At 43.9% G+C, this 21,688-nt stretch carries 22 protein-coding genes; 13 read left to right on the forward strand and 9 right to left on the reverse strand.

Annotated features, from left to right (window positions below):
- Positions 1 to 77 precede the first annotated feature (77 nt).
- On the forward strand, positions 78 to 485 hold the full coding sequence (locus ABTV07_RS19710; protein ID WP_433745725.1) for an HIT family protein: 408 nt from the start codon (positions 78 to 80) through the stop codon (positions 483 to 485).
- A gap of 91 nt (positions 486 to 576) precedes the next feature.
- Here ABTV07_RS19710 and ABTV07_RS19715 read toward each other — a convergent pair whose 3' ends face one another.
- On the reverse strand, positions 577 to 1,581 hold the full coding sequence (locus tag ABTV07_RS19715; RefSeq protein WP_433745728.1) for an EAL domain-containing protein: 1,005 nt from the start codon (positions 1,579 to 1,581) through the stop codon (positions 577 to 579).
- 198 nt (positions 1,582 to 1,779) lie between these two features.
- Positions 1,780 to 2,262, reverse strand: a complete 483-nt coding sequence (locus ABTV07_RS19720) for a PaaI family thioesterase (RefSeq protein WP_433745731.1) — start codon at positions 2,260 to 2,262, stop codon at positions 1,780 to 1,782.
- Positions 2,263 to 2,590: 328 nt separating this feature from the next.
- Between ABTV07_RS19720 and ABTV07_RS19725 the strand changes: the two genes are divergently transcribed.
- From ABTV07_RS19725 to ABTV07_RS19735, 3 genes are all read left to right on the forward strand, one after another.
- A complete protein-coding gene (locus ABTV07_RS19725) occupies positions 2,591 to 4,084 on the forward strand; it encodes a peptide MFS transporter (RefSeq protein ID WP_433745734.1) in 1,494 nt (497 codons plus the stop codon).
- 161 nt (positions 4,085 to 4,245) lie between these two features.
- On the forward strand, positions 4,246 to 5,073 hold the full coding sequence (locus tag ABTV07_RS19730; RefSeq protein ID WP_433745737.1) for a DegV family protein: 828 nt from the start codon (positions 4,246 to 4,248) through the stop codon (positions 5,071 to 5,073).
- Positions 5,074 to 5,171: 98 nt separating this feature from the next.
- A complete protein-coding gene (locus tag ABTV07_RS19735) occupies positions 5,172 to 5,540 on the forward strand; it encodes a PH domain-containing protein (RefSeq protein WP_433745739.1) in 369 nt (122 codons plus the stop codon).
- A 34-nt stretch (positions 5,541 to 5,574) separates the two neighbouring features.
- Here ABTV07_RS19735 and ABTV07_RS19740 read toward each other — a convergent pair whose 3' ends face one another.
- Both ABTV07_RS19740 and ABTV07_RS19745 read right to left on the reverse strand, forming a co-directional pair.
- Positions 5,575 to 6,561 carry a DUF3231 family protein gene (locus tag ABTV07_RS19740; RefSeq protein WP_433745741.1) on the reverse strand — a complete coding sequence of 329 codons (987 nt, stop codon included), beginning with the start codon at positions 6,559 to 6,561 and terminating at the stop codon, positions 5,575 to 5,577.
- A 101-nt stretch (positions 6,562 to 6,662) separates the two neighbouring features.
- Positions 6,663 to 7,796 carry an HAD family hydrolase gene (locus tag ABTV07_RS19745; RefSeq protein WP_433745744.1) on the reverse strand — a complete coding sequence of 378 codons (1,134 nt, stop codon included), beginning with the start codon at positions 7,794 to 7,796 and terminating at the stop codon, positions 6,663 to 6,665.
- Positions 7,797 to 7,976: 180 nt separating this feature from the next.
- On the opposite strand from ABTV07_RS19745, the gene ABTV07_RS19750 reads away from it, so the two are divergent.
- Positions 7,977 to 9,137, forward strand: a complete 1,161-nt coding sequence (locus ABTV07_RS19750) for a pyridoxal-phosphate-dependent aminotransferase family protein (RefSeq protein WP_433745746.1) — start codon at positions 7,977 to 7,979, stop codon at positions 9,135 to 9,137.
- Complete coding sequence (gene serA, locus ABTV07_RS19755) at positions 9,130 to 10,728, forward strand: phosphoglycerate dehydrogenase (protein ID WP_433745749.1); 1,599 nt, start codon at positions 9,130 to 9,132, stop codon at positions 10,726 to 10,728. The genes ABTV07_RS19750 and serA overlap by 8 nt, the downstream gene beginning before the upstream one ends.
- A gap of 67 nt (positions 10,729 to 10,795) precedes the next feature.
- On the opposite strand, the gene ABTV07_RS19760 is transcribed toward serA, so the two are convergent.
- From ABTV07_RS19760 to ABTV07_RS19775, 4 genes are read right to left on the reverse strand one after another with little or no spacing between them, the layout of a single operon-like run.
- A complete protein-coding gene (locus tag ABTV07_RS19760) occupies positions 10,796 to 11,929 on the reverse strand; it encodes a D-alanyl-D-alanine carboxypeptidase family protein (protein ID WP_433745752.1) in 1,134 nt (377 codons plus the stop codon).
- The gene (locus ABTV07_RS19765) at positions 11,907 to 12,203 is read right to left on the reverse strand and encodes a putative quinol monooxygenase (RefSeq protein WP_433745753.1); all 297 of its coding nucleotides are present in this window, start codon (positions 12,201 to 12,203) and stop codon (positions 11,907 to 11,909) included. Before ABTV07_RS19765 ends, ABTV07_RS19760 begins: the two co-directional genes overlap by 23 nt.
- A 28-nt stretch (positions 12,204 to 12,231) precedes the next feature.
- Positions 12,232 to 12,867 carry a nitroreductase family protein gene (locus ABTV07_RS19770; protein WP_433745756.1) on the reverse strand — a complete coding sequence of 212 codons (636 nt, stop codon included), beginning with the start codon at positions 12,865 to 12,867 and terminating at the stop codon, positions 12,232 to 12,234.
- Positions 12,868 to 12,908: 41 nt separating this feature from the next.
- Complete coding sequence (locus ABTV07_RS19775) at positions 12,909 to 14,378, reverse strand: aldehyde dehydrogenase family protein (protein ID WP_433745759.1); 1,470 nt, start codon at positions 14,376 to 14,378, stop codon at positions 12,909 to 12,911.
- 264 nt (positions 14,379 to 14,642) lie between these two features.
- On the opposite strand from ABTV07_RS19775, the gene ABTV07_RS19780 reads away from it, so the two are divergent.
- The 7 genes from ABTV07_RS19780 to ABTV07_RS19810 all read left to right on the forward strand — a co-directional run bounded on the left by ABTV07_RS19780 (position 14,643) and on the right by ABTV07_RS19810 (position 20,628).
- The gene (locus ABTV07_RS19780; protein ID WP_433745762.1) at positions 14,643 to 15,305 is read left to right on the forward strand and encodes a TetR/AcrR family transcriptional regulator; all 663 of its coding nucleotides are present in this window, start codon (positions 14,643 to 14,645) and stop codon (positions 15,303 to 15,305) included.
- A 27-nt stretch (positions 15,306 to 15,332) separates the two neighbouring features.
- The gene (locus ABTV07_RS19785; RefSeq protein ID WP_433745764.1) at positions 15,333 to 16,043 is read left to right on the forward strand and encodes a YjjG family noncanonical pyrimidine nucleotidase; all 711 of its coding nucleotides are present in this window, start codon (positions 15,333 to 15,335) and stop codon (positions 16,041 to 16,043) included.
- Between the two features lie 419 nt (positions 16,044 to 16,462).
- Positions 16,463 to 17,368, forward strand: a complete 906-nt coding sequence (locus ABTV07_RS19790) for an ABC transporter ATP-binding protein (RefSeq protein WP_433745766.1) — start codon at positions 16,463 to 16,465, stop codon at positions 17,366 to 17,368.
- 1 nt (position 17,369) lies between these two features.
- Positions 17,370 to 18,107: an ABC transporter permease gene (locus ABTV07_RS19795; protein WP_433745769.1), complete on the forward strand. Its 738-nt coding sequence runs from the start codon at positions 17,370 to 17,372 to the stop codon at positions 18,105 to 18,107.
- Positions 18,108 to 18,113: 6 nt separating this feature from the next.
- Positions 18,114 to 19,256, forward strand: coding sequence for a histidine kinase (locus ABTV07_RS19800; RefSeq protein ID WP_433745772.1), 1,143 nt, complete (start codon positions 18,114 to 18,116; stop codon positions 19,254 to 19,256).
- On the forward strand, positions 19,253 to 19,855 hold the full coding sequence (locus ABTV07_RS19805; protein WP_433745774.1) for a response regulator transcription factor: 603 nt from the start codon (positions 19,253 to 19,255) through the stop codon (positions 19,853 to 19,855). The genes ABTV07_RS19800 and ABTV07_RS19805 overlap by 4 nt, the downstream gene beginning before the upstream one ends.
- A 209-nt stretch (positions 19,856 to 20,064) precedes the next feature.
- Positions 20,065 to 20,628: a cysteine hydrolase family protein gene (locus tag ABTV07_RS19810; protein ID WP_433745777.1), complete on the forward strand. Its 564-nt coding sequence runs from the start codon at positions 20,065 to 20,067 to the stop codon at positions 20,626 to 20,628.
- Between the two features lie 50 nt (positions 20,629 to 20,678).
- On the opposite strand, the gene ABTV07_RS19815 is transcribed toward ABTV07_RS19810, so the two are convergent.
- Entirely contained in the window at positions 20,679 to 21,581 is a 903-nt protein-coding gene (locus ABTV07_RS19815) for a LysR family transcriptional regulator (protein WP_433745780.1), read from the reverse strand.
- Positions 21,582 to 21,688 lie beyond the last annotated feature (107 nt).

Consider the following 21,688-nt stretch of genomic DNA (forward strand, 5'->3'; position numbering starts at 1 on the left):
GATTATCCTGTTTTAATACTTAAAGCAACAAACTTTGAGAAAAGAGCCTTAATATAAGAAAGGAAGTGTTTATTTATATGATAAAAATGGAGAATTGTCCGCTTTGCTCCGTGCATGACGACCCGGATCAGAATATCATCTTCGAAAATCGCTCCTGTTATTTTATTCAGCATAACATACACCAGGGGGTACTGGAAGGGAGCGGGCTCATCATTCCAAAAGCGCACCACGAAGACGCCTTTGCTTTGACAAAAGAAGAATGGACGGATACATACGATCTACTGCAGAAGGCTAAGACCTATCTTGACCAAACATACTCTCCGGACGGCTATACCCTTGGGTGGAATGTCGGAAAAGTATCCAATCAGGAAATACCCCATGCCCACCTCCATGTCATTCCCCGCTATCATGATGAACCATTAGCAGGAAAAGGCATCCGCTACTGGCTGAAGCAGCCTGAAAACAAACGCAGCCAATCACGTTGATAACACTACAGGTGACAGTCACGTCCCGGTTTTTGTCGAATCAAAAAGGCTCACCCGCGCACTTGCGGATGAGCCTTATAATGAAATATACCTATACCGCTATCCCTTCCACTTTCGCCAGCGGGTCCGGACTCGGCTTGCCGAATAGATATCCTTGAAAAAGCTGATAGCCATTTTGCTTCAGCCAATCGAAATCCTCTTCTGTTTCAACGCCCTCCGCCAATGGGACAGCATCTACTACTAAAGCAGCCTTCAGGAATTTCATGGCCATTTCTTGCTTTGCTTCGTCTTTTGCGACACCTTGCACATATTTCATATCGAGCTTCATGTAGTTTGGCGACAATTCCTCCAGCGCTTCCATTGTGCTGAAGCCCTCCCCTACATCATCAAGAGCGTACTTAAAACCTTTTTCCTTATAATAGGCCAGGATGCGCTTCAAGTGGTTCAAATCTTCCACTTGTTCGGATTCCACTACTTCAAACACAAACATTGATGGATCGATTCCCAGTTCATTTGCGAGGCTCACAGTGGATCTCAAACAAAATTCAGGCGAATAAATGGCAGTCGGAATAAAGTTAATAAAGGCCTTCTTATTTAAGCGGGCAGCATATCGCACTGCGGTCATTCTGCAAACCCGGTCCAGGGCATACAATCGGCCCCTTGTCTTAGCAGCAGAAAATATTTCGTTCGGGTAGATCATCGAACCATCTTCCCGCTTAAACCTGGCCAAGAGTTCATACGCTTCGATATCCAGGTCCCGATTAATGATTGGCTGATAAAAGCACGTTACCATCCCTTTTCGGATGACTTCATCAATCCACTCTGCCGATAGGATAGGTTCGACCAATTTAATCGGCTTCCATTCCTCCTGGTTCAGCCGGAAAAAGATGCTTTCCGTATCCAAGTGGTCACGGCAGAAATCATAAAAGTCTTTGATTCCATCCTCATCCATGATCCATCCCTCCGTTGTTGTCTGAACCAAAATGCCCCTGCGATTAAAATAATCCAAAACCATCTTCTCCATCGAATGGTTTTGATCTTCATGAATCTTTATTTCAAAAATCAATTCATCTGTGCTGCAGCCTTTACATCCCAAATTCGGCCACCTCCGTATTTTTCTATACCTACACAATATTTCCAACGGGAGCGTTTGTCCAATAAAAGCACTTAAAACATATTGACTATTGACAATTTTCTATAAAAAGTTCATAATATTTTCTTTCTTTAACAAAAATAAAGCCGGCCCCGCACATCTTTAACAGTGAGCAGGGCCGGTCCTTTTTCTTTTTTCACTTTATTTTTTCATAAAATTCGCCGGCATAACAACGGCGATGACTTCTCCTTTTGCACAGCACTCATCTGCTGCCCACACTTCTACATCTACTTTAAATTTCTTAGGATGAATTTCCTCGACGGACCCTATTGCTTTCAGCGGTGTACCTTGCGGGGTCGGACGCAGAAAATCCACTTTCAATGAGCCTGTGACAAATCTAGGGGGCTCTGTTCCATCCCCGATTTCATGTCCATTTTTCCGATGAAGGGCTATTGCAGCTGAACCCGTTCCGTGGCAATCGATCAAAGAAGCAATGACACCTCCATACACAAATCCAGGGATTGCAGTGTGTTCAGACTCCGGCGTGTAGATTGTAATGGTTTGTTCTCCATCAAGTGCAGTCCGGAAATGATGACCATCTTCATTCATCCTTCCGCAGCCATAGCACCACGCAAACTCTTCCGGGTAATCATCCTGTATGGCTTTAGTAACCTTCTCTTCCATTTTACCCACCACTTTTTTCAGAATAGTATAACATATTTTTTACGAATTTTATTAATCCGTCACCCCAAGCATCTTCCTACTATTTTTTTTGGATCAGGTTTAAATTTCATCACTACGGGAAAACGTAAGGAAGTCAAATTGAAATCTGTTGGAAAATTTGCAGATTTTATTAAAAAAGCATAACTTTTTTACTATTCTAAAAAAGCAAAATTTATGGTATTCTCTTTCAACTTAATTACAATAACTGTTATATATCAATTACCAACAAATGTTTTTGACATTACACACAAATTAAAATATTATATTAGTAGATTAAGGAGGTAGGGGTATGATTGAACTAAATAAACAGAAAATTGCGGATAGTGTACCTCAAAGAGGTTTCTTCGGACATCCTAAAGGTCTATTCACTCTTTTCTTCACTGAATTTTGGGAGCGCTTTTCTTATTATGGGATGAGGGCCATCCTTATCTATTATATGTATTACAAAACGACAAAAGGCGGATTGGGTCTTCCTGAGCAAACTGCTTTGGCCATCATGTCCATCTACGGATCCCTCGTATATATGTCCGGGATCATCGGCGGATGGGTCGCTGATAGACTAGTCGGAACTGCACGGTCTGTCTTCATAGGAGGAATATTGATTATGCTTGGCCACATCGCTCTAGCGGTTCCTGGCAGCATTCCAATGTTCTTTGCTTCAATGGTATTAATCGTATTAGGTACAGGTATGTTGAAGCCGAACGTTTCAACTGTAGTAGGAGATCTTTATGCACCGGGCGATGACCGCCGCGATTCTGGTTTCAGCATCTTCTATATCGGAATTAACTTAGGTGCATTCATTGCTCCGCTAATTGTCGGAACAGTCGGAATGGACTACAACTTCCACTTAGGATTTGGACTTGCAGCAATCGGTATGTTCCTTGGTTTGGTTGTATTCATGATCACGAAAAAGAAAAACATCGGACTTGCAGGTTCTTATGTGTCCAACCCATTGGCGCCTAAGGAAAAGAAAATTGTATGGTCCAGCATCATCGGCGGTGCTATCTTGCTTGGCATTATTCTAGCCGTAACCATCCCAGCAGGAATTCTAACGCTGGACAGATTCATCAATCTTGTCGGTATTTTAGGCATTGTCATTCCAACAATTTACTTCATTGTCATGTACACTAGCAAAAAGACTACGGCTGATGAGCGTTCACGCGTCATTGCCTACATTCCGCTTTTCATTGCTGCAGTTATGTTCTGGGCCATCCAGGAACAGGGATCTACAATTCTTGCGGCATATGCAGACAAACGTACACAGCTTGACTTTGCAGGAATCCATATTTCTCCAGCGTGGTTCCAATCATTGAACCCGCTGTTCATCATCGCTTTTGCACCTGTATTTGCTTGGTTATGGGTTAAACTTGGCAAACGCCAGCCGTCCATTCCAGCTAAATTTGCATTCGGTATCTTGTTTGCAGGTATCTCATTCCTAGTTATCCTGCTTCCTGCTTACTTTGGCGGAGATGATTCACTTGTAAATCCATTATGGCTCGTATTGAGCTACTTCATCGTTGTTCTTGGAGAACTATGCTTATCTCCAGTTGGACTTTCAGCAACTACAAAGCTTGCACCTGCAGCTTTCTCAGCACAGACAATGAGCTTATGGTTCTTGGCAAGTGCGGGAGCTCAAGCATTGAACGCGCAGCTTGTTAAGTTCTATACACCAGAAAACGAAATGACTTACTTTGGAACAATTGGTGTGGCTTCCATCGTACTAAGCTTGATTCTTTTCGCACTGACACCAAAAATCAGCAAAATGATGAGAGGCGTCCGCTAATCGGATGCTTCATTGAAAAAATCCCTTCGGCTTTCATAGGCTGAGGGATTTTTTTATGCGGAAAAGTCTATAGACAAAATAAGGGAAATTATAGCTGCTATTATGATACTATCGAATATATATAATCAGGATTTTTAACGGATTTAGGAGGAATCAGCTTCATGGTTCAAATCATTACGGACAGTTCATCAGACTTGCCAAAAGAATTATTGGATCGATATAACATCACGGTTGTCCCTCTTACGGTGCGAATTGATGAAAAGGAGTACCTGGAAGGGGTCAACCTGGATCCAGAACAGTTTTATGAAAAAATGTTTGCATCCGATCAGCTTCCGAAAACGTCGCAGCCATCCCCTTCTGTATTTGCCGGTGTGTTTGAAGAATTAAAAGACAAGGGAGAGCTCCTATGCCTTACGATCTCTTCGGGATTAAGCGGCACCTATCAATCTGCCTGCATGGCAAAGGACCTTACAGAAGCGAATGTTGAAGTGTTTGATACCCTAGGTGGTTCCCTTGCACATGGCATCTTGATTCTAAAAGCCGCTGCGCTTGCTGAACAGGGTCTTGAACGGGCAGCTATCCTGAAAAAACTTCACGAATGGCGGGAAGATATGAAGATCCTCATTCTCCTGGATACGCTTGAGAATGTCGTGAAAGGCGGGCGGCTAAGCAAGTTTCAAGGATCGATCGCGAAAGTGCTCAATATCAAGGTGATATTGGAAGGAATCAAGGGGGAAATTGAAGTCATTGAAAAAATCCGGGGACAGAAGAAGTTCCTCAAACGATCGGTAGAAATGATTGGGGAGCGCCGCTCAGACTTTTCGGATACCATCTTCGGCATTACCCATACAGGAAATGTAGAAGATGCAGAATATATGAAAAGAGAAATCCAATCCCTTTACAACCCAAAAGAAGTCATCATTCATTATATGGGCGCCACCATGGGGACCTACGCAGGGAAGAATGGGATGATTGTCTCATTTATATAAGCTTCTTTATGAAATGATTACCATAGCCCTATATAAATTTACTTCTATATACTAGAAATAGTGCCATTAGCTATTTTAGAGATATAGGAGGAAAAAACGTGGCAGATTTAAATTCAATCATGACATGGACATTTAATGAAGAAGTCGATGTCCCAAAAGATATTGTAGAAATATTAGTAAATGGAGAAACTGCAGAAGCTGCTTATAAAACGATCAGGGATGTTGCGGTTGTAACGAATAAGCGAATTATCATTGCAGACCGCCAAGGGCTTACGGGTAAAAAGGTTGAAATTTATACAATTCCCTTCAAATCCATTATCATGTACTCTTCTGAGAATGGCGGAGGATTACTGGATACGAACGCAGAATTAGAACTATGGACAGAAGCTGGGAAGCTAAAGCTTAACGTAAACAAAAAAGTCGATATTCGCAAGCTAGACCGCTTAATCGGGACTTATATTCTATAATAAAAATGGCGACCCTGAGCGGCCGCCATTTTTGCTATTGTTTTTTTGTCTGAGGAGGCTCTTCCAGCCACCCATTTTTAATCATGATTTTTGCCCCTTTGTGGGCATATTCAAAAATGTCCTTCATGAAGATGGCCATTTTGGCCGGCAGATCATTCCGCAGACTGAAGGAGGTGCCCAATGAGTTGCCTCCTAAGGAGAAGCTGCAGAAGAGGCTGACACAGTACATCATGATCTTATCAGAGAATGGTGCCGCTGTTGATGACGTAACGTTCCCTCCTGAGGGAGCTGGGACCGGAATGTCATTTTCGAGCATAATTTCACTCATTTCTTTAACGATGGATTTTGCAAGCTCTGCTCCATTGTTAAAATACTTGCTGACTGCAGGCTCCTGGGCGCATTGAGCGAATCCCATGATCATATGCATCCCCACCACGTTGGACTCGATTGCGTGGTAAATATGGGCGATTTCTACCGTATTCAGTGTTCGTTTCTCCTTAAATGGAGAGAGTCCTGTCAGATAGTTTTCATGCTTGACGAATTCCACTGAATTATCCACTGCCACGTATGGAGCCCTCGTGAGGAGACCTTTTTTCAATAAGTAGCGTGTGCATTGTTCGTAGCACTGCTGCGTCACTTGAGTCAGCTGCCTCATCATAAGGATGATATCCTCACGGTAGGACATGGTGATATTCAACGTATGCATCGCCATGCTGATTTCCTTGACCATCCGGAGGAACATGATATCAAATCCGTTGTCATACAGCTTCGGAACGCCGCTATTCACATCCTCGCTCGTAAATCCGACGGGGAGCGGAATTCCTTCAGATTGGAATAAGTTTTTGATTTTATCTACGTATGGGCTGACATCCCTTGCAATGTCCGTCATTATTTTTTGTGCTTCTGCATCATCTGCTTTTTCAATAAAGTAGTCGAGCATCCTCAGGACCATTGTTTTTTGCTGATAGGTGACCCAAAGCACCCCGATTTCGGACGATGTAATCGAAGGTCTTTCCGGCATGATGATTCCTCCAAATCCTTTTCAAACTAAGACATATGCTTTAGTTTGAGCAGGCAGTAGAAAAACGATACATTTTTTCCAGCGAAAAAGGAACTGATTCACTATGCGCCTTTCTCAATAAGCATTTTTAAATCCATTACATTATCCAAGATAAAATCCGCTCCGTTTGAATCAAAGGTTTCCCGAGCTTTTTCTCCTGTCAAACCAGTTAAGACAGCAGCAAACCTGCACCCGATTTTTCTTGCTGCCAATAAGTCTGCCAAAGAATCCCCTACTACCAATATCTCTTCTGCAGACGGAAGAGGAAGATCTTTTTTTAAACAGGATTGAATGCCTTTATCTCTTCCCATTATAGCCATGACATAAGTAAATGGATGGGGCTTGGACAAAGATTCCCCTTCTGGATTCTCCTTTTGTGCAAGGAGTACATCGTCAGCGGTGATGATATGATTTTCATTAAAAAAAGGCAGCCATCCCAATAAATCGAATGGTTCAATTGTTTCAAGTCTTGGCCTCCCTGTGCCGATTCCAATGGATATATTCGCATCATCCAATTGTTTAAAGAGGCTTTTTATATCTGCTGAAGGAGCAAGCGTCCGCTCCTCGTTCAAGAAACCTTTCTTCCCTAATTGAACAGAAGGTCTCCCTGTTGATTGAAGAACGTTGTCATCCCCTACATACCATTCTTGCGACACGTGCTCACAAATGGACCAAAGAGATCCTTTTTCAATAAATGTGGATTTTTCAATACCCAATTTCTTTTGGACTAGGATATCCAGGCATTCCATCAACCCTTGCTTCGTTTGCTGAAACTTAGGAAATTCGTCGATAAAAGCTTCAAAATTCAATGTAACGCTTTTCTCTATTAACAGCGAGCCGATCTTCAATAAGGTATCTCGCTTGATTGGCTGATCAACCCATTCTTCAATAAGATTCTTTTCCCCTGTTTGTGAAAGCAGCCAAATCAATTGGAATGAAAACGTCAGATAGATCATATCCCAGTTCGCATTCAGCCCTCTAGACTTTAAAAATTCTAGGATAGAATCATTCACGAATACTTTGCTTCGTATTTCTTTGATTTCTTGTTCATTATAATTTGTTCTAAAATTCTCAGGTGAAAGTCCAAGGTAATTCCTGCTGTGGAGGAGTTCCCATACAGTAAGTGCAGAAGCATCAAAATATTTTTCTTCACTTAAAAGTACACCATCTACATCAAAAAGAACGGTTTTGATCATACTTACCTCCTTGCGAAAGTTCAAAATTCACTGTAGTTATCTTACACTTTACACTACTAAAGAAACAAGATAAAATATTCAATAAATTCTGAATAAAATGATGCTCCATATGTTTTGTCCCCCACTTATAACCTAACTGCCTGACGAGAGGGCTTTTTTTATTTTGAAGAAGGGAAGATGATGAGAATGTTAATGGATCAGCATTTACTACTCACTCCAGGGCCGACTCCTGTACCAGATCGTGTCAAATATGCTATGAATGCCCCTATGATCGGCCACCGCAGCAAGGAATTCCCCTTGCTCCTTGAGGATGCAGCCAAACAGTTGATGCCAGTATTCGGTTCAAAGACTCCAATAGCCATTATAGCTGGAAGCGGGACGGCTGCTCTTGAAGCGGCGGCTGCCAATATCATCGAAAGCGAAGATTCTGTCATCGTAATTGTCACCGGTGCATTCGGGGAAAGATTCGCGCAAATTTGTGAAGCATTCGGGGCCAATGTCCACCGTTTGGAAATTGAATGGGGAAAAGCATGTGCCCCCGAGGTTCTTGAACAATATATTGACAGGTTGGGCATCTCACTCAAGGCGGTTTTCTCCACATATTGCGAAACTTCCACCGGCGTACTCAATCCTATTCAAGCATTAGGCAGTGTCGTAAAAACCAAGACAGACGCGCTTTTCATTGTAGATGGCGTCAGCTGCATTGGTGCCGTGCCTGTCGATATGGAGGGGTGGCATATCGATATTCTTGTCTCCGGTTCTCAAAAAGCTTTGATGCTTCCTCCCGGATTAGCTTTCATTGCGGCAGGCGATGCTGCCAGAAAGCAAATAAGCAAGACAAAATCAAGCCGATTTTACCTAGATTTAAACCGCTATTTTTCCTCTTATGAAACAGAACATTCCACCCCTTTCACACCTGCTGTCTCCCTTATATTTGGAGCGCGCGAAGTCTGCAGGATGATTCAAGAAGAAGGATTCGAAAACGTCATAAACCGCCATCTCCTTTTAAAAAATATGATGCGGGAGGGCTTAAAAGCATTAGAGATTCCTCTATTAGCTGAGGACGACTCTGCCTCCCCCACCATCACTTCCATAAAAACAATGGATGACACGACAAGACAGTTAAAGAGTTTCCTTGAGAACCATTATTCAATTTCCTTGGCTGGCGGGCAAAAACGCTTAAAAGGCCAAATTATGAGAATTGGCCATATGGGGTATTGCACTCCTCATCAAATCCTGACTGCCCTTTCTTCTATTGAAATGGCATTATATAAGATTTCAGGGAAGGACTTACTAGGAAAGGGCGTTGCAAAAGCACAGGAGGTATGGATTCATGCATAAAGTATTAGTGACAGACAATATCCTGGAGCAGGGTCTTGCACCAATATATGAACACCCTTCCTTTATAGTGGAGAGATGGACCGGCACCTCCCAGGAAGAATTAATGGAGAGAATAGGAGACTTTGATGTTTTGATTGTCAGGAGCCAGACACAGGTTACGGAAGAACTTTTGGCCAGAGCATCGAAGCTTAGAGTGATCGCCCGAGCCGGTGTAGGAGTCGATAATATTGATCTTCAAGCTGCAACAAGAAAAGGGATCATTGTCATCAACGCGCCCGGAGCCAATACAATTGCGGCAGCAGAGCACACCTTTGCCATGATCCTCGCTATGGCTAGAAACATCCCCCAAGCCCACGAAAGCATGATGAGAGGCTGCTGGGACCGTTCATCCTTCCAAGGGATCGAGTTAAACAAGAAAACACTTGGCATCATTGGTATGGGGAAAATAGGGACGGAGGTAGCGAAGCGTGCCAAAAGCTTTAATATGTCCATTTTAGGCTATGATCCCTATTTGACTGAAGAACGTGCAGAAAGTCTTGGCATCAGAAAATCGTCCCTGGATGAAATCGCACGAGAATCAGATTTTATCACCCTTCACACTCCATTAATAAACAGCACGAGAAATCTAATAAATGAAGATTATCTTAAAAAGACAAAGAACGGGGTGAGGATCATCAATTGTGCAAGAGGGGGAATCATTGATGAAAAGGCCCTTCTTAATGCTGTCAATACGGGGGCAGTAGCTGGTGCTGCTTTGGATGTCTTTGCTGCTGAGCCACCCCAGGATAGTACTCTGCTGCAGCATCCACAAATCATCAAGACCCCCCACCTGGCAGCTTCCACGATTGAAGCTCAAGAAAAAGTCGCAGCTGAAGTAAGCCAAGAGATCATAGAAATCCTGGAACACGGATCCATTCACAATGCTGTTAATTTAAACGCTATTTCCGGTGAGGCTCAACAAAGAATGCAGCCATTCCTCCAATTGGGAGAATGGGTCGGACAGCTGGCCATCCAGCTGCTTAAGAATGCGCCAGACAAAATCAACATCCATTATTCCGGAAATCTGCTCGATGAAGATACCGATTTCCTTTCAAGAACCATAATAAAAGGCATCCTCTCTCATCATTTGACCGACTCCGTTAACATCATTAACGCTTATCATTTATTGAAAGAACAAGGCATTCCGTATACCGTTCAGAAAAACTCCAAAAACAAAGGGTTTTCCAACTATATGGAACTGATACTTCAACAGAAAAACGAAACGGCCGTCATCGGAGCGACTGTTCTCGATGGATATGGTGCCAGGATAGTGCAATTGAATCATTATCCAGTTGATATAAGGCCCGAAAAATACCTCCTTTTTATTAAACACACGGATGTTCCCGGAATGATAGGGCAAGTAGGATCACTTCTCGGAAACCACCAAATCAATATTGGTACGATGCAGGTAGGAAGGGCGGATAAAGGCGGAGATGCCATCATGGTATTGACGTTGGATAAAAAAATTGATGAAAAACTACTTCAACAGCTCCCTTTAATCAAGGGGTTAAAAGAAGCACAAATGCTTGAACTTGCAGTAGTTAGTGATTAAATGTGAAAAACCACCTCCCATTATAAAATGTAATGGGAGGTGGTTACCTATGAATATTTCTCCAAAATTAGCGGCTGATCAGATTGTAGGCCGCATCATACAGCCTTTTCGTCTCGGTATACCTCGCTGTCTTAGACGGTGCCCCAAGTACAACGGATATCAGCCGTACCCCATCTTTTTTCACGGTTCCTGCAAAGCAGTATCCTGCTTCATCCGTAAAACCCGTTTTCAGGCCGTCCACCCCAGCATAACCAAGGTCGTGTTTGTTTATTTGCGGCAGCATCCAATTCGTATTTGTATACTTATGATCCCCGAAGGTTACGGATGATTGCTTCATCACATCTATAACTTCCGGGAATTCCTTTAAAAGTTCCATAGCCAGCAAGCCGATATCATTCGCTGACATCACATTGGTATCGTTCGGCCCGCCGGTTGTGTAATACTCGCCAAGATCCAGATTGCTCAGTCCTGTACTATCAACAAAATGCGTCTCCGTGAGACCCAGCTGATGCGCCGTCTTGTTCATATCGGCGACAAAATCCTTTTCACTGCCTGAAACCGTCTCAGCGAGTGCAATGGCCGCTTCATTTGCGGATCGGATGGCCATGCCCTCATACAATTCCCGCACCGTATACGGCTTTCCTTTTTCCAAATGAATCGATGCAAAACCGGGATGGCTGGAGATGGCATACGCGTAATCACTGATTGTGATGGATTGATCCCATTGAATTTCACCTTTTTTGACCGCCCTCAAAACAAGCAGTTCTGTCATCATTTTCGAAATGCTCGCCGGCGGCAGCGACTCGTGGATATTCTTTTCATAAAGTATGCTGCCATCCTTCGCGTTCAGAAGGAGGACAGACTTCCCTTGTATCCCCATATTGGGCAAGGTCATTTTCTTCTTCGCTTCTTCCTTTGGCTTCTTATGGCTGGATACAGCGGCCGGATGACTTTTTGGTTCAGCCTTCTCCTCCATCCCATTTTTAATAGTATAAAAAGCACTCGCCACTACGACAGCAAGCACACCTGCAATCACCCATTTATAAAGCTTCATTGTTGTCCCCTGCCGATCTAATAGAATATCTTCATTAAATCGGATAGCAGCGTAAATGACAAGCAGACTTTCTTCACAAACAAAAAAACACCTCGTTAAAGGTGTTTTTCTGCTTTCCTGCCATTTATCTTTCAACTTGCTCGCCATTGAAGACTTTCACATCAAGTGGGGCTGCAAGGAATTCCTTCGCTCTTCCAGTAAACGCAGTAAAATGTTCACTTTGGTTATGTGCAGCTACAGCTTCTCCATCTTTCCATAGTTCTACCATTGTAAAGACGTTTTCGTTTTCTGTATCTTGATATAGTTTGTAGGAAATATTCCCGCCTTCTTCCCTTGATGCTTGAATCAAAGGCTTTATTTCATTTAAAAAAGCTTCTTTTTTCGCTGGATTGATCGTAAAACCTGCATGGATGATGATCATAGTAAATCTTCCTCTCTTTAATGGTTGATTATTTCCACTGAGCGACTTTGTTGATTGGCAAGCGAACAGATGGGTGGCCGCTGTCTGCTGCTTTCCCGATGGAAATGAGCATGACTGGTACGTAGCGGTCTTTATCCATTCCGAACGCTTCGGCAATTTGATCTTTTTCATAGCCTCCGATTGGATTAGTATCATAGCCATGAGCACGTGCTGCAAGCATGATTTGCATGGATACAAGTCCTCCGTCGACTAGGACAACGTCCCTCATATCTTCTCTTGAGATAGTATTAAAGTACCCTGAGAAGGATTTTAGGATGTTTTCTTTCACATCTTGCGGCATGAAGCCTTTTTCTACTGCACTGCTGTAGATTTCTTCTGCATTTTCAAAGTTATTGAGATCGCCGAATACAGCGATGACAGCTGCAGATGTCTCAACTTGGTTTTGATTGAATTTCGCCAATGGAGCCAATGTTGCTTTTCCTTCTTCACTTTCGATGACGAGGAAGCGCCAAGGCTGCATATTGACGGAAGATGGTGCTGTTGTTGCTGTAGTAAGGATTTCTTCCATTTCTTCACGGCTGATTTTTACTGTTGGGTCATAGTTCTTGATGGATCTGCGCTTTTTTAAGATTTCGTTGAAGTCATTTGCTTTTTGGTATGTCATGTTGTATGTCTCCCTTGCATGTAATTTATATTTTCTTACTTTTATTTCAAATCATTGATAAACGGCCCGTAGTTGCGGGGAGTATGCTGAACGGATAACCATTTCAGCGTCGTGAATTCTTCCAATACCCACTCTCCGTTGAATCGGCCGAGTCCGGAGTCTTTCTCTCCGCCAAATGGCATGTGCGGTTCGTCGTTGACGGATTGATCATTGACATGAATCATTCCGGTATGGATTTGGTGTGCCACATTCGTACCGTGTTCAATGTTGGAAGAATGGACGGCTCCGCTTAATCCATATGGGTAGGCATTGGCCATCTCGATCGCTTCTTCGTCGCTGTCAAATGGAATCAATGCTGCGACAGGTCCGAAGATTTCGTTCTCTGCAATCGGCATTTCATTTTTGACGTGCGTCAATACAGTTGGTTCAAGGACATTGCTGTTGGCTTTCCCGCCAAGCATCAGTTTAGCTCCCTGATCAATACTTGCTTCGATATCTTTCAGGATTCTGTCGACTTGTCCGCGATTGATCAGCGGTCCGACATTGGCATCTTTTTCAGTCGGATTGCCAAATTTAAGCTTCTTCGCTTTTTCAATGAATTTCTCTGCAAATTCATCGTAGATCGCTTTATGAATGAAGATACGATTCACTGACATGCAAATTTGTCCTTGATGATAGAATTTACCGAACAAAGCAGAATCGACGGCTTGATCGATATCAGCGTCATCCAAAACGATGAACGCATTGTTTCCACCAAGTTCCAACGCAGTTTTCTTAAGATGCTTCCCGGCAAGTTCCCCGATGTGCCTTCCGACTTCTGTCGAACCTGTAAATGAGATAAGGCGCGGCGTTGGATGTGTGACGATATCGTCTCCAATTTCCGATCCTTTCCCAACGACGACATTCAATAAGCCTTTAGGAAGACCTGCCGCTTCAAAAATGCTCGCAAAGATCAATCCGCCAGTTACCGGTGTATCCGTCGCTGGTTTCAAAACAACCGCATTCCCTGTCGCAATGGCAGGAGCAATGGAACGGATCGCCAGATGGAATGGGAAATTCCATGGGCTGATGATTCCTATGACACCAAGCGGACCGCGGTATACACGGTTTTCTTTTCCGGCCGTCTGTGAAGGTAGGATCTTCCCTTCCATGCGGTACGGATAGGTTGTTGATTCCTTCAGGATATTCATGGAAGCCTGGAATTCACTGCTGGCTTTCATAAACGTGCTTCCTGATTCTTTCATCAGCCACTCGAGGATGACTTCTTTATTTTCTTCCATTACATGGGCTGCTTTTTCGAGAACCGCCCTTTTATTTTGCGGAAGTTCTTTAGCCCATTCTTTTTGGGCTCTTGCTGCTGCTTTATATGCTTCATCCAAATCTTCCTTGGATGCTGCCTGTATGGAAACGAGCTCCTCTCCGTTATAAGGATTGGTATTGGTCATGGAAGTTGAACTGCTCCCTTTTCTCCACTCGCCGTTTATAAAAACTCTTGAAAAATCTGTATTCATCTCTTTCCTCTCCTTTTCATTTAGGATATAAAAGCTGATACAAGCCTTTCAATATTCACTTTTTACATTTTGCCCAATGCATTGGGCAGTTATTTGACCTTAACACTTAAACACTTTATACATTTTTGATATAATCAGTATAAAGTGTTCATGGGTAATACCATACTCCTCTTTTATCCGTTTGTAAACTATTAAAACTTGGAACGGTCAAAACGAGCACATCGGGATTATGATATAATCCTTTTTGGAAAGGATGTGGGAAATATGCGAAAGCTCGAACCAGAGGATAAACAGAAAATGAGAAGGATCTATGCAGGGAAAATCTTGAATGTAGTCCGGACAAAAGGATTCACTTCCATGACCATTCAAGAGCTGGCAGACTTGATGAACATCAGCAGGGCTTCCTTATACAATTATTTTTCATCAAAAGAAGATGTCATCATGGAGCTGACCAACTACTGCCTTACCTATATCGAGGACGCAGGAGAGACCATCCTGAATGAGGATCTTCCCTATCCAATCCGTCTGCAAAAAGTGTTTGAACAAGCTGTATTCTCAGCTTTCTATACATCAACGATTTATTTAAATGATTTGAAAAAAAGCTGTACGTCCCTTTATGAACAGAAGATCATTTCAAGAAAAAAACAGATGGATGCAGCCCGCCAGTTTTATCATAAAGGAATGGAGGCTGGCGTTTTTCATAAGCTCAATCCATCCATTCTGATCATGCAGGATGAAGTTGTATTGGAAAAAATGCTGAACACCTCCTACTTGGCGCAAGAAGGGTTGTCCTTGAAGCAAGCATTATTTGACTACTATGAGGCGAAAAAGATCCAAATCGTCAAGCCGGAGTTCATTCATGAGGAGGAAGACGCTGCCATTGAGGGTGTAGTGGACTATATCCTTCAAAAACTGGCGGAATCCTGAGAATTACAACAAGAGGGAGAGACGAACATGAAGAAATATACCACCTTATTCTTTGACATAGATGATACATTGCTGGACTTCGGGGCAGCGGAGAAATCTGCTCTTGAGAAACTTTTCAATGGGCAGGGCATCCCGTATACTCCGGAGAACATCGCCGCCTATAAACAGATCAACCAAGGTCTTTGGAGAGCATATGAGGATGGCACGATTGAGCAGCAGGAAGTCGTGAATACGCGATTTTCCCGGTTCTTTGAAACGCATGGAAAATCCGTGGATGGAACCCTTTTAGAGAATCAATACCGGAGCTACTTAGAAGACGGCGAACAGGTGATGAACACCTCGCTCGAATTTATCGAAGCCTTGAGAAAGGATTTCGACTTGTATATCGTGACCAACGGGTTGACGAATACACAGGATAAACGATTGCGGGCTGCCGGCCTTCATCCTCTTTTTAAAGAGGTATTTGTTTCAGAAGCAATCGGCCACCAAAAGCCGAAGAAGGAATTCTTTGATTACGTATTCAATCGGATTCCAGGCTTTATTCCTGAGCGCGGATTAATCATCGGCGACTCCCTGACCTCGGACATGAAAGGCGGGTATATGGCAGGCATGGACACATGCTGGTTCAACCCGGGCCAGAAGCCAAATCCAACTGACATCGTGCCAACCTACGAAATCAAAAGTCTGGATGAGCTAGTCGACATCTTGCAGCTCAAGGCCGAGACTGCTGATTGCTGAAAATAATAATGAGAACAAAGCCGTATTCACAGCTGTGAGTGCGGCTTTTTTGTATATAGATAAGAACGTGTGAAAAATCAGAGGGGAGTTTTGTACGGCCACTCTTTTCCTTCTCCAGCTCCAACGCCCAGAAGCATGGCCTATGCTGAATTTGCTCCCCACTTTTCGGGTTAACCGCCGCACTTTTGAGAGAAACCTCTGGACTTTCTGTTCTAACCTCCCTACTTTCCGTGTTGACCGCCCCACTTTTTGCTCCAACCTCCCCACTATCCTTTTTTGGGAAAAATTATACACCTCTGAACAGCCGACTCCGCTTTTCTTATAAAAAATGACAATTGTCATCTCCTTTTCATGACACTCCTTACTAAAATCCCCCTTTCCAAAATCATACAATAGGACTATGAAAACTGGAGGTGCTTATGATGAACGAAATCATAACTGTTCAAAATGTCTCAAAACAATTTCAACAGAAAAAAGCCGTCAACCAAATAAATTTCTCCATCAACCAAGGGGAGGTAGTAGCCATCCTTGGCCCGAACGGTGCAGGAAAAACAACGACCCTCTCCATGATCCTTGGTTTATTAAAGCCGACTGAGGGTGAAATCAAACTATTCGGCTCCGATCCCCAAGAGAAAAAAGTCCGGGAGAGAATCGGCGCCATGCTGCAGGAAGTCAGTGTCATTCCCGGATTGAAAGTGATTGAGATCCTTGAGTTGATCAGGAGCTACTACCCATCACCCCTTCCGCTCAAGGAACTGGTGGAACTGACCGGTTTGACGGATGGAGATCTAAAAACGATGGCAGAAAAATTGTCCGGCGGCCAGAAACGCCGCCTCAGCTTCGCATTGGCCATCGCAGGAAATCCAGAATTGATACTATTGGATGAACCGACTGTCGGAATGGATATCACTTCAAGGAACCGGTTTTGGCAAACGATCCATGCAATGGCGGAGAAAGGGAAGACGATCATTTTCTCCACTCACTACCTTCAAGAGGCAGATGAGGCTGCACAAAGGATCTTATTGTTTAAAGATGGAGCAATCGCTGCGGATGGGACGCCGAGCCAAATCAAATCGAACCGCTTCACTCCATCCATCTCTTTCATGGTCGACGCGGAGAAATCACTTGAAAGGCTATATGAGCACCCTGAGATTGACCAGGTCCACAGGAAAAATAACCGGGTCTACCTTCACTCAGCGAATACAGACCGCTTATTGGAGATTATTTTTGAAGAAAAATTAGGAGCAAGGGATATCCAGATCGAACGAGGAAAATTGGAAGATGCCTTTGAACAATTAATCGGCGAACATAAGGAGGCTATGTAACATGAATGCATTTAAAATGCAGTGCACAGCAGAAATTAAACGGGTTTTGAGGAATCGGTATTTTGTCTTTTGGTCCCTGTTGATGCCGATTGTTTTTTATTATATTTTCACTAATGTTGTTAACACCGAGGCTCCGGACCAGGATGCATGGAATGCACATTACCTCATGTCCATGACGGTATTCAGTGTGATGGGCTCCTCCATCATGACTCTCGGGATCAGACTGGTGCAGGAAAAGGCGCAAGGCTGGTCTACCTACATGAGGATCACACCATTATCCGATACCGTCTATTTTGCCGCACAGATGGTCGGCCAAAGTGTCATTCATATCCTGTCAGTTGTCGTAATCTTTACCGCAGGAGCGCTCATCAACGGCGTTTCTCTCTCCGCCTTTGAATGGGTTATGAGCGGACTATGGATTCTCCTTGGCTCCATTCCTTTCCTCGCATTCGGAACGCTTATCGGATTAATGAAAAAAGTCGAAACAGCAGCAGGCATCAGCAACATCATTTATATGGTGCTCGCTGTGGCAGGCGGATTGTGGATGCCGATCGATGTGATGCCAAAGCTTATGAAAAATATCGCTCAATGGCTTCCCTCTTATCATTTCGGCAACGGCGTTTGGGAAATTTCCAATGGCAGCCTCCCTGGTTGGAAAGATATTGTAATTTTGGTCGCATATCTGGCTGTATTCATGCTACTATCAAAATATATTAGAAGAAAACAAGAAGCGGCGTGATGTAATGTGAAAAAAAACTTCAGTTTATTTCCGAAGCAATATGGCTTCTTTCCGTATATTTTTCTGGTCTATCTATTCTTCCCTTTCTACTATTTGACCCAGGAAACAGGGATTAAACAGGTGCTGGGGCTGGTGATGATTGTACTTTTCCTCGTATCTTACCGCCAGCTGTACAGCACTCCATCAAGATCAAAAGTATTTACGGCCTGGCTGCTTGTCGAGCTCGGGGTCATATTCGTGGTCGGCTGTTTTTATGACGTGAACTACCTGTTTTTAGGCTTTTTCCCTGCCAATTTTACAGGGTACTATCAGGGTAAACGCAGATTTCAAAGAGGCTTGGCGGGATTGATTTTTGTCCTTATCTTCCCGCTTATTTACCAATGGATGCAGGATGATTCCGCTTTCTCTCTCGAAGGATTTTATTATTTTGTTCCCTTCCTTCTCATCATGATCGCTTCGCCATTTGGCGTCCGTTCCATGAACCGCCGGATGGCGCTTGAGAAAGAACTTGATCAGGCAAATCAGCAAATAGCAGAATTGGTGAAGCGCGAGGAGCGCCTCAGGATTTCGCGCGACCTTCATGATACGCTTGGACACACCTTATCTCTATTAACATTGAAGAGTCAGCTCATCCAGCGCCTTGCACCGAAGGATCCGGAACGGACGGTGCTAGAGGCAAAGGAAATGGAAATGGCTTCCCGCTCCGCCCTTAAGCAGGTAAGGGAACTTGTATCGGATATGAGGACCATCACGATTGCTGAAGAGCTCATTCACATCCAGCAGAGCCTAAAGGCTGCTTCCATCACCTATCAGTTTGATGGAAAGATGGAGTTTTCCTCCATCCCCCCTCTCACTCAAAATATCGTCAGCATGTGCATACGGGAAGCTGCCACCAATGTCATCAAGCACAGCAAGGCGACGCATTGCACCATATCTATCAGCCAGACTCCGGATAGATTATTTGTCAAAGTGAAGGATGATGGAATGGGCATCGACTCCGCCAACGACGTGGGAAATGGGCTGCGTGGAATGGAAGAGAGATTGGCGCTCATCGACGGGGGATTAAAGCTCAGCAATCATCATGGGGCACTACTGGAATTGAACGTCCCCATCATCAATAAAGCAGAGAGAAAAGAGGTCGTCGGATGATTACGCTATTTATCGCGGAGGATCAGCGCATGCTGCTAGGTGCACTCGGGTCCCTATTGGATATGGAAGAGGATATGAAGGTCATCGGCCATGCCATGACTGGTGATGATGCCCTGTCCTCCATCCTGAAGCTTGAACCGGATGTATGCCTGATGGATATTGAGATGCCCGGGAAAACCGGTCTCGAGGTAGCGGAAGAGTTAGCCATGAGAGGCTCGAACAGCAAAATCATCATTTTGACGACGTTCGCCCGCCCTGGCTATTTTGAACGGGCTGTGAAAAGCGGGGTCCATGGATATTTGCTGAAGGACAGCGAAATCGATGAACTGGCTGAAGCCATCCGGAAGTGCGTTAAAGGTAAGAGGATTTTCAGTCCGGAATTGACCTTCAATGTGATCAGGGAAGAAAACCCTCTCACTGCGAAAGAGCAGGAAATCCTCCGCTATGCTGCGTTAGGAAAAACAACAAAGGAAATCACATCAGAGCTTTATCTTTCCTCCGGCACCGTAAGGAATTACATATCCGAAATCCTCCAAAAGCTCGATGCCAAAAACCGGACAGAAGCAGCAAGCATCGCCAAACAAAAAGGATGGATTTGAACAGCCATGGTAAAGGGCTCCCTTTCACCATGGCTCTCTTGTGAATTAGCGACACGTGAGTGACACGACACGTAGGTGACAGGCACTCCCCGGTTTTTGTCGAAAAATCGAACTGCTCATTCCTCAAGTGTAATTTCTTGAAGCCTGGACCTGCATATTGGAGAATATAGAAGGAATAAGAAATTACAGCGAGGAAAGGAAGGATCGACATGAACTCATCTAAAACAGCACTCTTGGTCATGGATATTCAAAATGGCATTGTCGGTAATTTTGCGGAGAATCCGGAAGTGCTCATCCCTATCCAAGATTCAGTGAAGGCTGCCCGCGAAGCAAAGATTCCCGTCATTTTTGTGCGCGTCGCTTTTAAAGAAGGATATCCTGAAGTCAACTTAAACAATAAAATGTTTTCAGCCATCAAGGAGAGCGGAAGCATGACAGAAACGGATTGGTCCACACAGATTCATGAATCCGTTGCACCGCTCTCAGGGGAGCCGCTTGTGACAAAGCGCCGCGTCAGTGCATTTGCAGGCAGCGACCTGGAAGTTTTGTTAAGTGGACTCGGTACTGAGGAGCTTGTATTGACCGGAATCGCCACAAGCGGTGTCGTCCTATCAACATTAAGGGAAGCAGCCGATAAAGACTTCCGTTTGAAAGTCCTTTCCGATGCTTGCATCGACCGCGATCCAGAAGTGCACCGCGTCCTTGTGGAAAAAGTCTTCCCTCGCCAGGCAGACGTCTTGACCGCATCGGAATGGGCCGATTCATTAAAATAAACTTTTTACTAAAAACCGCTCATGGAAATATCTCCATAAGCGGTTTTTTTCTACGTCCACATGTTAAGGTGTCTGAAATATTCGAGGACAAATTCATAAAAGAGATTCTCAGAAGGCGATAACTTCCGATTTTTAGGAATGATCAATCCAACCGACCTTTTGACGTCTGGGTAAGTGATTTTTATTTTTTTCAACCCTTCCGGCAGATTCCCGAAGAGTGTCGTCTCCGGAAGAAGAGTGACCCCAATTCCCGAAGACACCAGCCCCTTGATCGCATCCAAATCTTCCCCCTCATATGGAATAGAGGGCTGGAAACCTGCTTGTACGCAGGCATCGACTACGATCTGACGGAGCATGAACCCCTCTGGAAATAAAACAAATGGCTCTGGTTCCAATTGATTTAAGGACAGGCTCTCAAATTCAGCAAGACTGTGCGTATCGGAAAGCATAGCCAAAAAATTTTCCGAAAACAGGATATGAGCATGAATCTCTGGATCATTTGCCGGCACCGGACCTATAAAAGCCAAATCAATCTCCCTTTTCTTGATCCCTTCTGTCAGCGTATCATAGGATGCCTGCTTTAAGTGAAAGCGAACATCCGGGTGTTCTTTTTTGAAGGCAGAAATAATAGAGGGGAGCATGCTGCTCGCGATGCTGGATGGGAAGCCTATGCGGATGATGCCGCGCTCGGGCTCTAAATATTCTTCTACCAGCCTTGACGCATTGTCGACTGCTTTAAGAGCGAGTATTGCCTGCTCCAAAAACATTTTCCCAATAAAGGTTAATTTTACATTCCGTCCTTCCCTCTCAAAAAGCTCCACACCTAACTCTTTCTCCAGAAGCCCCACTTGACGGCTCAAGGCAGATTGAGCAATGTGCAAGGACTCTGCCGCCTTCGAAAAATGTTCAATTCGCGCTACTTCTACGAAATATCTTAATTGTCTTAATTCCATTAATATTCCACCCATATCATATCGAGATTAATTATATCACTATAATATATTGTTAATATGAATAATGAAACCTAAAATGAAAAATAGAGAGAAAAAAAGGAGTGAAA

Origin of the sequence: Falsibacillus pallidus, from assembly GCF_050990905.1 — a bacterium.
In the GTDB taxonomy this organism is placed as follows: domain Bacteria; phylum Bacillota; class Bacilli; order Bacillales; family DSM-25281; genus Falsibacillus; species Falsibacillus pallidus_A.